This is a genomic window from Enterobacter cloacae complex sp. XAL002, from assembly GCF_049236805.1.
In the GTDB taxonomy this organism is placed as follows: domain Bacteria; phylum Pseudomonadota; class Gammaproteobacteria; order Enterobacterales; family Enterobacteriaceae; genus Enterobacter; species Enterobacter intestinihominis.
Window position 1 is genome coordinate 36026 of the sequence record NZ_JBMKJN010000013.1, and the last position, 15187, is coordinate 51212.

The 15187-nt window shown below is 56.0% G+C and carries 13 protein-coding genes; 12 read left to right on the forward strand and 1 reads right to left on the reverse strand.

Annotated elements, in window-relative coordinates:
- The first annotated feature begins 16 nt into the window (after positions 1-16).
- The 12 genes from amiB (at position 17) to rlmB (ending at position 13794) form a co-directional block, all read left to right on the forward strand.
- Complete coding sequence (amiB, locus tag ACOT0L_RS14080; RefSeq protein WP_022646817.1) at positions 17-1357, forward strand: N-acetylmuramoyl-L-alanine amidase AmiB; 1341 nt, start codon at positions 17-19, stop codon at positions 1355-1357.
- A gap of 9 nt (positions 1358-1366) precedes the next feature.
- Positions 1367-3211 carry a DNA mismatch repair endonuclease MutL gene (gene mutL, locus ACOT0L_RS14085; protein ID WP_126503230.1) on the forward strand — a complete coding sequence of 615 codons (1845 nt, stop codon included), beginning with the start codon at positions 1367-1369 and terminating at the stop codon, positions 3209-3211.
- Positions 3204-4154, forward strand: a complete 951-nt coding sequence (gene miaA / locus ACOT0L_RS14090; RefSeq protein ID WP_063163224.1) for a tRNA (adenosine(37)-N6)-dimethylallyltransferase MiaA — start codon at positions 3204-3206, stop codon at positions 4152-4154. The genes mutL and miaA overlap by 8 nt, the downstream gene beginning before the upstream one ends.
- An 85-nt stretch (positions 4155-4239) precedes the next feature.
- Complete coding sequence (gene hfq / locus ACOT0L_RS14095; protein ID WP_006810391.1) at positions 4240-4551, forward strand: RNA chaperone Hfq; 312 nt, start codon at positions 4240-4242, stop codon at positions 4549-4551.
- A 74-nt stretch (positions 4552-4625) separates the two neighbouring features.
- Positions 4626-5906, forward strand: coding sequence for a ribosome rescue GTPase HflX (hflX, locus tag ACOT0L_RS14100; protein WP_003855991.1), 1281 nt, complete (start codon positions 4626-4628; stop codon positions 5904-5906).
- Between the two features lie 56 nt (positions 5907-5962).
- Entirely contained in the window at positions 5963-7222 is a 1260-nt protein-coding gene (gene hflK, locus ACOT0L_RS14105; RefSeq protein ID WP_022646820.1) for an FtsH protease activity modulator HflK, read from the forward strand.
- Positions 7223-7224: 2 nt separating this feature from the next.
- Positions 7225-8229: a protease modulator HflC gene (gene hflC / locus ACOT0L_RS14110; protein WP_022646821.1), complete on the forward strand. Its 1005-nt coding sequence runs from the start codon at positions 7225-7227 to the stop codon at positions 8227-8229.
- Between the two features lie 71 nt (positions 8230-8300).
- Positions 8301-8498: a DUF2065 domain-containing protein gene (locus ACOT0L_RS14115; RefSeq protein ID WP_003855996.1), complete on the forward strand. Its 198-nt coding sequence runs from the start codon at positions 8301-8303 to the stop codon at positions 8496-8498.
- 104 nt (positions 8499-8602) lie between these two features.
- Positions 8603-9901, forward strand: a complete 1299-nt coding sequence (locus tag ACOT0L_RS14120; protein WP_032621775.1) for an adenylosuccinate synthase — start codon at positions 8603-8605, stop codon at positions 9899-9901.
- A 192-nt stretch (positions 9902-10093) separates the two neighbouring features.
- Entirely contained in the window at positions 10094-10519 is a 426-nt protein-coding gene (gene nsrR / locus ACOT0L_RS14125; RefSeq protein ID WP_003855998.1) for a nitric oxide-sensing transcriptional repressor NsrR, read from the forward strand.
- 38 nt (positions 10520-10557) lie between these two features.
- The gene (gene rnr / locus ACOT0L_RS14130) at positions 10558-12999 is read left to right on the forward strand and encodes a ribonuclease R (protein ID WP_023299135.1); all 2442 of its coding nucleotides are present in this window, start codon (positions 10558-10560) and stop codon (positions 12997-12999) included.
- A 63-nt stretch (positions 13000-13062) separates the two neighbouring features.
- Positions 13063-13794, forward strand: a complete 732-nt coding sequence (gene rlmB, locus ACOT0L_RS14135) for a 23S rRNA (guanosine(2251)-2'-O)-methyltransferase RlmB (protein WP_003856001.1) — start codon at positions 13063-13065, stop codon at positions 13792-13794.
- Between the two features lie 91 nt (positions 13795-13885).
- On the opposite strand, the gene ACOT0L_RS14140 is transcribed toward rlmB, so the two are convergent.
- Positions 13886-15160: an MFS transporter gene (locus tag ACOT0L_RS14140; RefSeq protein WP_126503228.1), complete on the reverse strand. Its 1275-nt coding sequence runs from the start codon at positions 15158-15160 to the stop codon at positions 13886-13888.
- Between the last annotated feature and the right edge of the window lie 27 nt (positions 15161-15187).

The following is a 15187-nucleotide window of genomic DNA, read 5'->3' on the forward strand; positions in this document are numbered from 1 at the left end:
GCGTAGGGATAACGGGATGATTAATCGCGTTAAAGGTTGGATTTTGGCAGCCACGGTTCTGCTGTGCGCGCAGGCCGGTGCGGCCAGCCTCTCGGATATTCAGGTGTCGAATGGCGATAGCCAGGCCCGCATTACCTTCAGCTTTATGGGCGATCCTGAATATGCTTTCTCACAAATCGACAGCCGCAGCGTGGCGCTCGATATTAAACAGTCCGGGGTGATCCAGGGGCTGCCGCTCCAGTTCAGCGGCAACAATCTGGTGAAAAGCATCCGTTCGGGGACGCCGAAGGATGCGCAGTCTCTGCGTCTGGTGGTCGATCTCACCGAAAAGGGCAAAACGAAGGCGGTTAAGCAGCAAAACGGCGCCAGTTATACGGTGGTTTTTACCATTAATGCTGATGTTCCGCCGCCGCCACCGCCTGCACCTGTGGTAGCAAAACGCGTAGAAGCGCCGGTTTATACCCCAAGGCCGTCTGAGCCAGCCCGTAATCCGTTTAAATCACAAAATGACCGACTTACCGCCGTGACCAGCAGCAACACGGTGACGCGTCCGGCGGTCAGCGCGCGGCGAACGCCGGTCAGTGGCGACAAAGTGATTATCGCCATCGACGCCGGACACGGCGGGCAAGATCCTGGCGCGATTGGCCCGGGCGGCACGCGGGAGAAAAACGTCACTATCGCCATTGCCCGTAAGCTGCGTGCGCTTCTGAATGACGATCCGATGTTCAAAGGGGTCATGACCCGCGACGGAGATTACTTTATTTCAGTGATGGGACGCTCGGATGTGGCGCGTAAGCAAAACGCCAACTTCCTGGTGTCGATTCACGCGGATGCTGCGCCGAACCGTAACGCCACCGGCGCGTCGGTATGGGTACTGTCGAACCGTCGTGCCAACAGTGAAATGGCGAACTGGCTTGAAGAGCACGAGAAGCAGTCTGAACTGTTAGGCGGGGCAGGCGATGTGCTGGCAAACAGCCAGGCCGATCCGTATCTCAGCCAGGCGGTACTGGATTTACAGTTCGGTCATTCTCAGCGCGTCGGGTATGATGTCGCCACTAACGTACTCAACCAGCTGCAAAGCGTCGGATCGCTGCATAAGCGTCGTCCGGAACATGCGAGCCTCGGTGTCCTGCGTTCGCCGGATATTCCGTCAATTCTGGTAGAGACGGGTTTTATCAGTAATCACGGTGAAGAGCGTTTACTGGGAAGCGACAGCTATCAGCAGCAAATTGCTGAAGCGATTTATAACGGTCTGCGTAAATACTTTGACGCGCATCCGCTTCAGTCTGCGCCGCAGGGCGGGGCAGCCCAGACGGCAAGCGCCGCGCTGCCGGGTGAGATGACCGCGACTAATTAAGGAGAGTTCATGCCGATTCAGGTTCTACCGCCGCAGCTCGCGAACCAAATCGCCGCCGGTGAGGTGGTGGAACGCCCTGCATCGGTGGTGAAAGAGCTGGTGGAAAACAGCCTCGATGCAGGGGCGACCCGCATTGATATCGACATTGAACGCGGGGGCGCAAAGCTTATCCGCATTCGCGATAACGGCTGTGGCATCAAAAAGGACGAGCTGGCGCTGGCGCTGGCGCGTCATGCCACCAGTAAAATTGCGTCACTTGACGATCTGGAAGCGATTATCAGCCTGGGTTTTCGCGGCGAAGCGCTGGCCAGTATCAGCTCCGTTTCCCGCTTAACGTTGACCTCCCGCACGGCCGACCAGCAGGAAGCCTGGCAGGCCTACGCCGAAGGGCGCGATATGGACGTCACGGTTAAACCAGCGGCGCACCCGGTAGGCACCACGCTTGAAGTGCTGGATCTTTTCTATAACACGCCCGCCCGGCGCAAGTTTATGCGAACCGAGAAGACCGAATTCGGACATATCGACGAGATCATCCGCCGCATCGCGCTGGCACGCTTTGATGTCACTCTTAACCTCAGTCATAACGGTAAGGTGATGCGTCAGTACCGGGCAGTGGCGGAAGGCGGGCAAAAGGAGCGTCGGCTGGGCGCCATCTGCGGCACGCCGTTCCTGGAAAAAGCGCTGGCCATTGAGTGGCAGCATGGCGATTTGGCCCTGCGCGGCTGGGTTGCCGATCCGAACGCCAGTAGCGCCGCGTTTGCTGAGATTCAGTACTGCTACGTCAACGGTCGAATGATGCGCGACCGTCTGATTAACCACGCCATTCGCCAGGCCTGTGAAGATAAGCTCGGCACCGATCAACAGCCCGCCTTTGTGCTTTATCTGGAGATCGACCCGCATCAGGTTGACGTTAACGTGCACCCCGCCAAGCACGAGGTGCGTTTCCACCAGTCGCGTCTGGTGCATGATTTTATCTATCAGGGCGTCGTTAGCGTTTTGCAGAAGCAGGCTGAGCCAACGCTGCCGCTGGAAAACGACGTTCCTGCACCGCGATCGCTGCCAGAAAATCGCGTGGCGGCCGGACGTAACCATTTCGCTGAACCCGCAGTCGCGCGCGAACCAGTGGCTCCGCGTTTTTCGTCAGCGGGAAGCGCACCGCGCCCGACGGGCGCCAACTACCCAAATGCCCAGCCGGGGTATCAAAAGCAGCAAGGGGCGTTATACCGTAAATTGCTGGACACCCCAGCCGTGGAACGGAAAGAACATATTGAGGTATCCCCGTCTTCCCTTGACGGACATAGCCAGAGTTTTGGCCGGGTATTGACGATTGTCGCCCCGGACATGGCACTGCTTGAACGTGAGGGGAAATTGATGCTGCTGGCGTTGCCGGTAGCGGAACGCTGGCTTAAACAGGCGCAACTGACGCCAGGGGAAAACGCCGCCTGCGCTCAGCCGTTACTGATCCCGGTTCGGTTGAAAATAAACCATGAAGAAACAGGGGTTTTGCAGCGTGCCCAGGCGCTTCTTGCCGAAATGGGGATTGAAATCGTACTGGACGCGCAGCATGTGACAATTCGCGCAGTGCCTTTACCCTTACGCCAACAAAATTTACAAAACTTGATTCCTGAACTGATAGGCTACCTGGCGCAACAAACGACGTTTGATGCCGCCGATACCGCGCAGTGGATCGCCCGCCATCTGGCCAGCGAACATTCGCCGTGGAGTATGGCGCAGGCGATTACCGTTCTGGCAGAGGTGGAACGCCTCTGTCCACAGCTGGTGAAAGCGCCGCCAGGTGGTTTGTTACAACCTGTTGATTTAAAAACGGCGATGACCGCCCTGAAACATGACTGATGTAAGTAAGGCGAGCCTGCCAAAGGCGATTTTTTTAATGGGGCCAACGGCCTCCGGTAAAACGGCGTTAGCCATTGAGTTACGTAAAGTTTTGCCAGTAGAGTTGATTAGCGTTGATTCAGCCCTCATTTACCGAGGAATGGACATCGGCACGGCGAAGCCCAACGCAGACGAACTGCGTGCGGCACCGCACCGTTTACTGGATATTCTCGACCCGGCACAGGCTTACTCCGCAGCAGATTTTCGCCGCGACGCCTTAGCTGAGATGGCCGAGATTACCGCCGCGGGACGCATACCGCTGTTAGTTGGCGGCACGATGCTCTACTTTAAGGCGCTGCTGGAGGGGTTATCGCCTCTGCCATCGGCCGATCCGGAAGTGAGAGCGGAGATTGAGCGGCAGGCGGCAGAGCAGGGGTGGGACGTTTTGCACAGGCAACTGGAAGAGATTGATCCGGTTGCCGCAGCGCGGATCCACCCAAACGATCCGCAAAGGCTTTCCCGGGCACTGGAAGTTTTTTTCATTTCGGGTAAAACTTTAACGGAACTGACGCAAACGTCAGGAGACGCTCTGCCGTATCAGGTGCATCAGTTCGCCATCGCCCCGGCGAGCCGTGAACTGCTCCATCAACGAATTGAGCAGCGTTTTCATCAGATGTTGGCTTCAGATTTTGAAGCAGAAGTGCGGGCGCTTTTTGCCCGTGGAGATTTGCATACGGACATGCCTTCCATTCGTTGTGTGGGATACCGCCAGATGTGGTCGTATCTTGAAGGCGAGATTTCATACGATGAAATGGTTTATCGAGGTGTTTGCGCCACGAGACAGTTAGCGAAGCGCCAGATCACCTGGTTGCGCGGTTGGGAGGGGGTTCACTGGTTAGACAGTGAAAAACCACAACAGGCGTTAAACGAAGTGATTGAGGTTATTGGTGATATCGCTGACTGAATGTGTACAATTAAGCCGTATCGTGCGCAATTTTTCAGAATCGCAAGGTTCTAAGTACAAAACAAGCATATAAGGAAAAGATAGAATGGCTAAGGGGCAATCTTTACAAGATCCGTTCCTGAACGCATTGCGTCGGGAGCGTGTTCCAGTTTCTATTTATTTGGTGAATGGTATTAAGCTGCAAGGTCAGATTGAGTCTTTCGATCAGTTCGTGATCCTGTTGAAAAACACGGTCAGCCAGATGGTCTATAAGCACGCGATTTCTACTGTTGTTCCGTCCCGTCCGGTATCTCATCACAGCAATAACGCTGGCGGCGGCACTGGCAGTAACTACCATCATGGCAGCAACGCGCAGGGTTCATCTGCTCCTGCGCAGGACAGCGAAGAAACCGAATAAGGTTTTGGGCTGTTTTCCACACGGGGAGCCAGGGATCCTGCGTTCCCCGCTGATCTTTTTAGAGAGGTTTACGCTTGTTTGACCGTTATGACGCCGGTGAGCAGGCGGTGCTGGTACACATCTATTTTTCGCAAGACAAAGATATGGAAGACCTCCAGGAGTTTGAATCTCTGGTCTCTTCCGCCGGTGTCGAAGCAATGCAGGTGATTACCGGTAGCCGTAAAGCGCCGCACCCGAAGTACTTTGTTGGTGAAGGTAAAGCAGTTGAAATTGCGGATGCCGTAAAAGCAACCGGCGCATCAGTCGTGCTGTTTGATCATGCGCTGTCTCCGGCTCAGGAACGTAACCTGGAAGCTCTCTGCGAATGTCGTGTTATCGATCGCACGGGGTTGATCTTAGATATTTTTGCTCAGCGTGCGCGTACCCACGAGGGTAAGTTGCAGGTTGAGCTGGCGCAGTTGCGCCATCTGGCGACGCGTCTGGTGCGTGGCTGGACACACCTTGAAAGACAAAAAGGCGGGATTGGTTTACGTGGCCCGGGTGAAACCCAGCTCGAAACCGACCGTCGTTTGCTGCGTGGCCGTATAACCCAGATCCTTTCTCGTCTGGAGCGTGTTGAGAAACAGCGCGAACAGGGGCGTCGGGCGCGAACCAAAGCCGACATCCCAACGGTGTCGCTGGTGGGCTATACCAACGCCGGTAAATCCACCCTGTTTAACCAGATAACCGAGGCCCAGGTGTATGCCGCAGACCAGCTGTTTGCGACCCTGGACCCTACGCTGCGCCGTATTGACGTCGCAGACGTCGGTGAAACGGTACTGGCGGATACCGTAGGGTTTATCCGCCATCTGCCGCACGATCTGGTGGCGGCGTTTAAAGCGACGTTGCAGGAGACGCGTCAGGCGACCCTGCTGCTGCACGTGATTGATGCGGCTGACGTACGCGTGCAGGAGAACATCGACGCGGTGAATGTGGTGCTCGAAGAGATTGACGCCCACGAAATTCCCACCCTGTTGGTGATGAACAAGATCGATATGCTGGACGATTTCGAACCGCGTATCGACCGAGATGAAGAGAACAAACCAATTCGGGTCTGGCTATCTGCTCAGGCCGGGATTGGTGTGCCACTGCTTTTCCAGGCTTTGACAGAACGTCTTTCCGGTGAGGTAGCTCAGCACACGCTGCGACTGCCGCCACAGGAAGGCAGGCTGCGTAGCCGGTTTTATCAGCTTCAGGCGATAGAAAAAGAGTGGATGGAGGATGACGGCAGCGTGGGGATGCAGGTGCGTATGCCGATCGTTGACTGGCGTCGCCTCTGTAAACAAGAACCTGCGCTGGCGGACTATATCGTCTGATCAGAAAGGGGAAGCCTGAAAAATTCGCCCTTGCATAACAAATATGGAGCATATACATGGCGTGGAATCAGCCCGGTAATAACGGACAAGACCGCGACCCGTGGGGAAGCAGCAATAATCAAGGCGGCAACTCTGGGGGAAATGGCAACAAAGGTGGTCGCGAGCAGGGGCCGCCAGATCTGGATGATATCTTCCGCAAACTGAGCAAAAAGCTTGGTGGCCTTGGCGGAGGAAAAGGTTCTGGCTCGGGTGGCAACTCCACTCAGAGTCCGCGCCCGCCTATGGGTGGCCGCGTAGTAAGCATTGTGGCCGCGGCGGTAGTCATCATCTGGGCAGCCAGCGGGTTCTACACCATTAAAGAAGCAGAGCGCGGCGTGGTAACCCGTTTCGGTAAGTTCAGCCATCTGGTTGAGCCGGGCCTGAACTGGAAACCGACCTTCATTGATAACGTGACCGCAGTGAACGTGGAGTCCGTCCGTGAATTGGCGGCGTCTGGCGTGATGTTGACCTCTGACGAAAACGTGGTGCGCGTTGAGATGAACGTCCAGTACCGCGTGACCGATCCTGAGCGTTATCTGTTTAGCGTGACCAGCGCGGATGACAGCCTGCGTCAGGCGACAGACAGTGCCCTGCGTGGCGTGATCGGTAAATACACCATGGACCGTATCCTGACCGAAGGTCGTACCGTTATTCGTAGCGATACCCAGCGCGAGCTGGAAGAGACCATCCGTCCGTACAACATGGGTATCACCCTGCTGGACGTCAACTTCCAGGCTGCACGTCCGCCGGAAGAGGTGAAAGCGGCGTTTGACGATGCGATTGCCGCGCGTGAAAACGAACAGCAGTACATCCGTGAAGCGGAAGCGTATACCAACGAAGTTCAGCCGCGTGCAAACGGTCAGGCGCAGCGTATTCTGGAAGAAGCGCGCGCGTATAAGACCCAGACCATCCTGGAAGCACAGGGTGAAGTGGCTCGCTTCGCGAAGATCCTGCCGGAATATAAAGCCGCGCCGGAAATTACCCGTGAGCGTCTCTATATCGAGACCATGGAAAAAGTGCTGAGCCATACGCGTAAAGTGCTGGTTAACGACAACAAAGGCGGAAACCTGATGGTCCTGCCGCTGGATCAGATGCTTAAAGGCGGTTCTGCACCGGCAGCAAAAGACAACAGCGGAGCCAACAACCTGCTGCGTCTGCCGCCAGCCTCGTCTGGTAGCTCCAGCGCGAACACAACGCCTTCTTCGAACGATGGTGACATTATGGACCAACGCCGTGCTAACGCGCAGCGTAACGACTACCAGCGTCAGGGGGAATAAGGATGCGTAAGTCAGTTATTGCGATCATCATCATCGCACTGGTCGTGCTCTACACCTCCATCTTTGTGGTGAAAGAGGGCGAACGTGGGATCAAGTTCCAGTTTAGCAGCGTCGTGCGTGACGGCGACAAGCGTCCGGTGATCTACGAGCCGGGTCTGCACTTCAAGGTGCCTTTCATTCAGTCAGTCAAAACGCTCGACGCACGTATCCAGACCATGGATAACCAGGCCGACCGTTTCGTGACTAAAGAGAAGAAAGACCTGATCGTTGATTCCTACATCAAATGGCGTATCAGCGACTTCAGCCGCTACTTCCTGGCAACCGGCGGTGGTGACGTTTCTCAGGCAGAAGTGCTGCTGAAACGTAAGTTCTCTGACCGTCTGCGTTCTGAAATTGGTCGTCTGGATGTAAAAGACATCGTGACCGACTCCCGAGGTCGTCTGACCCTGGAAGTGCGTGATGCATTGAACTCAGGTACAGCGGGTACCGAAGACGAAGTGGAAACACCGGCAGCGGATGACGCGATTGCCAAAGCGGCTGAACGCGTTCAGGCTGAAACCAACGGTAAAGTACCGGTGATCAACCCGAACAGTATGGCTGCACTGGGTATCGAAGTGGTTGACGTGCGTATCAAGCAGATCAACCTGCCAGCGGAGGTGTCCGAGGCGATCTACAACCGTATGCGCGCCGAGCGTGAAGCGGTAGCCCGTCGTCACCGTTCACAGGGTCAGGAAGAGGCCGAGAAACTGCGTGCCGCAGCGGACTACGAAGTGACCAAGACGCTGGCGGAATCTGAGCGTCAAGGCCGTATCCTGCGTGGTGAAGGCGATGCCGAAGCCGCGAAGCTGTTTGCCGATGCCTTCAGCCAGGATCCCGACTTCTACGCCTTTATCCGTAGCCTGCGTGCTTACGAGAATAGCTTCCAGAGCAACCAGGATGTGATGGTACTCAGCCCGGACAGCGATTTCTTCCGTTATATGAAGACGCCGACTAACGCAACGCGATAAACTCAGGCTCGTTTGAGTATTCAAACCACCGCTCTTCACGGAGCGGTGGTTTTCTTTTATAAGGATGAAAAATGAATTCAACGATCTGGCTCGCACTGGCTTTGGTTTTGGTGCTGGAAGGCCTCGGCCCGATGCTCTATCCACGCGCATGGCGACGGATGATCGCGACCATGAGCCAACTTCCGGACAATATTTTGCGTCGTTTTGGTGGTGGACTTGTGGTTGCCGGTATCGTTATCTACTACATGTTGAGGAAAACGATTGGCTGATCAAAAACTAACCGCAATCGGCATATTTTAGGGTCAAAAAGTGCTGTATATCTGAAAAAGCGATGGTAGAATCCATTTTTAAGCAAACGGTGATTTTGAAAAAAATGGGTAACAACGTCGTCGTACTGGGCACCCAATGGGGTGACGAAGGTAAAGGGAAGATTGTCGATCTTCTGACTGAACGGGCTAAATATGTTGTACGCTACCAGGGCGGTCACAACGCAGGCCATACTCTCGTAATCAACGGTGAAAAAACCGTCCTCCATCTTATTCCATCAGGCATTCTTCGCGAAAACGTCACCAGCATCATCGGTAACGGCGTTGTGCTGTCTCCAGCTGCGCTGATGAAAGAGATGAAAGGTCTGGAAGACCGTGGTATCCCTGTTCGTGAGCGTCTGCTGCTCTCCGAAGCCTGCCCGCTGATCCTGGACTATCATGTGGCGCTGGACGTGGCGCGTGAAAAAGCGCGTGGCGCGAAAGCGATCGGCACTACCGGTCGTGGCATCGGCCCGGCATACGAAGATAAAGTGGCTCGTCGCGGTCTGCGCGTGGGCGACCTCTTCGACAAAGCGACCTTCGCTGAAAAACTGAAAGAAGTGATGGAATATCACAACTTCCAGCTGGTGAATTTCTATAAAGCCGAAGCCGTTGACTACCAGAAAGTGCTGGATGACGTCATGGCGATTGCTGACATTCTGACCGGCATGGTTGTTGATGTGTCCGATCTGCTGGACCAGGCGCGCAAGCGTGGCGATTTCGTCATGTTTGAAGGTGCGCAGGGTACCCTGCTGGACATCGACCACGGTACCTATCCGTACGTAACGTCCTCTAACACCACCGCGGGTGGCGTGGCAACCGGCTCCGGCCTGGGCCCACGTTATGTGGATTACGTTCTGGGCATCATCAAAGCGTACTCCACTCGCGTGGGTGCAGGTCCATTCCCGACCGAGCTGTTTGATGAAACCGGCGAGTTCCTCTGCAAGCAGGGTAACGAGTTTGGCGCAACCACCGGTCGTCGTCGTCGTACCGGCTGGCTGGACGCCGTTGCCGTGCGTCGTGCTGTGCAGATCAACTCCCTGTCTGGCTTCTGCCTGACCAAGCTGGACGTACTGGACGGCCTGAAAGAAGTGAAAATCTGCGTGGGCTACCGTCTGCCAGATGGTCGCGAAGTGACTACCACTCCGCTGGCCGCTGACGACTGGGAAGGCATTGAGCCAATCTACGAAACCATGCCGGGCTGGTCTGAGACCACCTTCGGTGTGAAAGAACGTAGTGGCCTGCCAAAAGCTGCGCTGGACTACATTAAGCGTATTGAAGAACTGACCGAAGTGCCGATCGATATTATTTCTACCGGCCCGGATCGTACTGAAACGATGATCCTGCGCGACCCGTTCGACGCATAATCTTCGTGACTGCTGGCCTGCGGGGAAACCCGTAGGCCGGATAAGCGCAGCGCCATCCGGCGACCGCTCCTGGATCTCCGCTTTTTCGCCCCGTCTGTCAAATAAATTAGCCGCTAACTATCTGGCTGGTTTATCATCATTAATGAATATCTCTGCGGTTTGACCGCGTTTTCCCTTTTTCCTGAGGTTGATGTGCAGTTAACAAGTTTCACCGATTACGGCTTACGCGCGCTGATTTACATGGCGTCGTTACCCGATGGGAAGATGACCAGCATCTCTGAAGTCACAGAGGTGTACGGTGTGTCCCGTAATCATATGGTCAAAATAATCAATCAACTTAGTCGTGCCGGATACGTTGCTGCCGTCCGCGGGAAGAATGGAGGGATCCGTCTCGGTAAACCGGCACAGAGTATCCGTATCGGCGATGTGGTACGTGAACTGGAGCCGCTATCTCTGGTGAACTGTAGCAGTGCGTTTTGCCACATTACGCCCGCTTGCCGCCTGAAACAGGCGCTTTCAAAGGCCGTGCAAAGTTTTCTCAAGGAACTGGATAACTACACGCTGGCCGATTTGGTTGAAGAGAATCAACCGCTTTATAAATTATTGCTGGTGGAATGAAGAAAATTTCCACCGGAGCTGACAACGGAGGAACCGACATGTCACAAGATCCTTTCCAGGAACGCGAAGCCGAAAAATACGCGAATCCTATCCCCAGCCGCGAGTTCATCATTGAACACTTAACAAAACGCGAAAAACCCGCCAATCGTGAAGAACTTGCCGTTGAACTGAACATTGAAGGTGAAGAGCAAATTGAAGCCCTTCGCCGCCGCCTGCGCGCCATGGAACGTGACGGGCAACTTGTCTTTACTCGTCGCCAGTGCTACGCGCTGCCAGAACGCCTCGACCTGCTGAAAGGCACCGTTATTGGTCATCGCGATGGCTTCGGCTTCCTGCGCGTGGAAGGCCGTAAAGACGACCTGTACCTCTCATCCGAACAGATGAAGATGTGTATTCACGGCGACCAGATCCTGGCGCAGCCGCTGGGTGCAGACCGTAAAGGCCGCCGCGAAGCGCGCGTGGTCCGCGTGCTGGTGCCGAAAACCAGCCAGATCGTTGGCCGTTACTTTACCGATGCGGGCGTAGGCTTTGTGGTGCCGGATGACAGCCGTCTGAGCTTCGACATTCTCATCCCGCCTGAAGAGGTGATGGGCGCACGCATGGGCTTTGTGGTGGTGGTGGAACTCACCCAGCGCCCAACCCGTCGCACCAAAGCGGTGGGTAAAATCGTCGAAGTGCTGGGCGATAACATGGGCACCGGCATGGCCGTCGATATGGCGCTGCGTACCCATGAAATTCCGTATGTCTGGCCGAAAGCGGTTGAAGATCAGATTGAAAACCTGCGTGAAGAAGTGCCGGAAGAGTCCAAAGCAGGCCGCGTGGATCTGCGCGATCTGCCGCTGGTCACCATTGATGGTGAAGACGCCCGCGACTTCGATGATGCCGTGTACTGTGAGAAAAAACGCGGTGGCGGCTGGCGTCTGTGGGTGGCTATTGCAGACGTGAGCTATTACGTGCGTCCGCACACGCCGCTGGATAACGAAGCGCGCAGCCGCGGTACGTCGGTCTACTTCCCGTCGCAGGTTGTACCGATGCTGCCAGAAGTGCTCTCCAACGGCCTGTGTTCCCTCAACCCGCAGGTGGACCGCCTGTGTATGGTCTGCGAAATGACCATCTCCAGCAAGGGACGTCTGACGGGCTATAAGTTCTACGAAGCGGTGATGAGTTCTCATGCGCGCCTGACCTATACCAAGGTCTGGCATATGTTGCAGGGCGATCAGGATCTTCGCGAACAGTACGCGCCGCTGGTCAAACACATCGAAGAGCTGCACAACCTCTACAAAACGCTGGATCAGGCGCGCGAAGAGCGCGGTGGGATCTCGTTTGAGAGTGAAGAGGCAAAGTTTATCTTTAACGCTGAGCGTCGTATCGAGCGTATCGAACAGACTCAGCGTAACGATGCGCACAAGCTGATTGAAGAGTGTATGATCCTGGCGAACATCTCGGCGGCACGTTTCGTTGAGAAAGCCAAAGAGCCTGCGCTGTTCCGTATTCACGACAAGCCAACCACGGAAGCCGTAACCTCGTTCCGCTCCGTGCTGGCTGAACTCGGTCTGGAGCTGCCTGGCGGTAATAAGCCTGAGCCACGCGATTACGCCGAGCTGCTGGAATCCATCAGCGATCGTCCTGACGCGGAAATGCTGCAAACCATGCTGCTGCGTTCCATGAAGCAGGCGATTTACGATCCGGAAAACCGGGGCCACTTTGGTCTGGCGTTACAGTCGTATGCGCACTTTACCTCGCCGATTCGCCGTTATCCGGATCTGTCCCTGCACCGTGCGATCAAGTATCTGCTGGCGCACGAGCAAGGTCACAAAGGCAATACGACCGAAACCGGTGGGTATCACTACTCCATGGAAGAGATGCTGCAACTGGGCCAGCACTGTTCCATGACCGAGCGTCGTGCGGATGAAGCAACGCGCGACGTGGCGGACTGGCTGAAGTGTGACTTTATGCTGGATCAGGTGGGTAACGTCTTTAAAGGTGTGATTGCCAGCGTCACCGGCTTTGGCTTCTTCGTACGTCTGGATGAGCTGTTTATCGACGGTCTGGTGCACGTTTCCAGCCTTGATAACGATTACTACCGCTTCGACCAGGTCGGACAACGTCTGATCGGTGAATCCGGCGGTCAGACCTACCGTCTGGGCGATCGGGTGGAAGTGAAGGTAGAAGCCGTGAATATGGATGACCGTAAAATCGACTTCAGCCTCATCTCCAGCGAACGGGCTCCGCGTAACGTCGGGAAAACCGAGCGTGAGAAAGCGAAAAAAGGCGGCAACGGTAAAGCGGGCGGCAAGCGACGTCAGGCAGGTAAAAGAGTAAACTTTGAGCCAGACAGCGCCTTCCGTGGCGAGAAGCAGCAGAAGCCCAAGGCGGCGAAAAAAGACGCTCGTAAAGCGAAAAAACCGTCGACCAAGACCCAAAAAATAGCGGCCGCAACCAAAGCGAAGCGCGCGGCGAAGAAACAGCAGGCGGAGTAATTTCCCCTCACCCTGACCCTCTCCCCAACGGGAGAGGGAAAATATTTATTACGAGAACCATCAATGAGTGAAATGATTTACGGCATCCACGCGGTGCAGGCCCTGCTGGAGCGCGCGCCGGAGCGTTTTCAGGAAGTTTTTATTCTGAAAGGGCGTGAAGACAAACGTCTGATGCCGCTGATCCACGCGCTGGAAGCGCAGGGCGTCGTGATCCAGCTGGCGAACCGCCAGTATCTGGATGAGAAAAGCGAAGGTGCTGTACACCAGGGCATTATCGCGCGCGTGAAGCCGGGCCGTCAGTATCAGGAGAACGATCTGCCGGATCTGATCGCTGAGCTGGATAACCCGTTCTTCCTGATCCTCGATGGCGTAACCGACCCGCACAACCTGGGTGCGTGCCTGCGTAGCGCCGATGCAGCAGGCGTGCATGCGGTGATTGTGCCAAGAGATCGTTCCGCGCAGCTTAACGCTACCGCTAAAAAAGTGGCCTGCGGCGCGGCGGAAAACGTTCCGCTGATCCGTGTGACTAACCTGGCGCGCACCATGCGTCTGTTGCAGGAAGAAAATATCTGGATCGTCGGCACAGCCGGTGAAGCGGATCACACCCTGTATCAGAGCAAAATGACCGGCCGTATGGCGCTGGTGATGGGGGCAGAAGGTGAAGGCATGCGTCGCCTGACCCGCGAGCACTGCGATGAGCTGATCAGCATCCCGATGGCGGGCAGCGTATCGTCCCTGAACGTTTCTGTTGCGACGGGTATCTGCCTGTTTGAAGCGGTGCGTCAGCGCGGGTAGCCTGTTGTGCCGGGTGGCGGCTTCGCCTTACCCGGCCTACAAAAGCATGGTACCGTAGGCCCGGTAAGCGCAGCGCCACCGGGCAACAATCTCACTCCTCTAACGACCGTAAATGGTCATCCTTCCTCAACGTCATCAGCGCGAAAATACTCACCACCGCCGTTGCCATCACGTAGTAGGCCGGAATATCCAGATTGCCCGTCTCTTTAATCAGCCCGGTAATGATCAGCCCCGCACAGCCCGAGAAGATCGCATTCGACAGAGAATAGGCCAGCCCCAGCCCGGTATAACGCACGCGCGTCGGGAACATCTCAGACAGCATAGCCGGCCCCGGCCCTGCCAGCATCCCCACAAGTCCTCCCGCAATCAACACCACAATCGCTTTGACAGCCAGCGTGCTGGACTCCGCCTGCAAAATTTTCAGCAGCGGCAGGGCGAGGATCAGCAGGAGCACGGTGGCGATAATCATCACCGTGCGCCGCCCGATCCTGTCGCTCAGCATGCCCGACGGAATGATCGTGAGCGCAAACCCAATGTTAGAAATCACCGCAATCAGCAGCGCCTGGTTAAAACCGGTGTGCAGCGCAGATTGCAGATAGGTCGGCATAATCACCAGATAGGTATAACCCGCCGCAGACCAGACCATCACGCGACCAATGCCCATCAGAATGGTTTTGAACGTGGCGGCGGTGCTGGCCTGAGTAACAACCGGTTTTTCCCGTTGCTGCACAAAGCTCGGTGTCTCTTCCATGCTTACCCGCAGCCATAGCGCGACCGCACCCATCGGCAACGCCAGGAAGAACGGAATGCGCCAGCCCCAGTCGTGCAAGGCTTCAGGGGAGAGAAGGGCAGAGAGCAACGCGACAATGCCTGCGCCTGCTAACAGCCCGAGCGCCACGGTGAAGGACTGCCATGCCCCGTAAAGACCGCGCTTGCCGCGCGGGGCGAACTCCGTCATCAACGAGACCGCGCCGCCATACTCACCGCCCGCGAACAGTCCTTGCAGAATACGCAGGAGTGTAACGATCAGCGGCGCGGCAATCCCGATACTGGCGTAGACCGGCACAATACCGATGGCAGCGGTGGCGAGCGTCATCAATACCAGCACAATAATCAGCGTCGGTTTACGGCCAATCCTGTCGCCAATGCGGCCAAAGACCACCGCACCCAGCGGGCGGAAGAAGAAAGCGATGGCGAATGAGGCCCAGGTGAGGATCAGGCTGGTGAGCTCCGCTTCCCCCTCAAGCTGGAAGAAGTTTCTGGCAATCACCGTTGCCAGAAAACCATAGACCGCAAATTCATACCACTCGATGAAATTACCGATGGAGCCTGCAATTAATGCACGCTTGTGCGCAGCCTGTTGCATAACGATCCTCACAAAAACGGGGTAAGA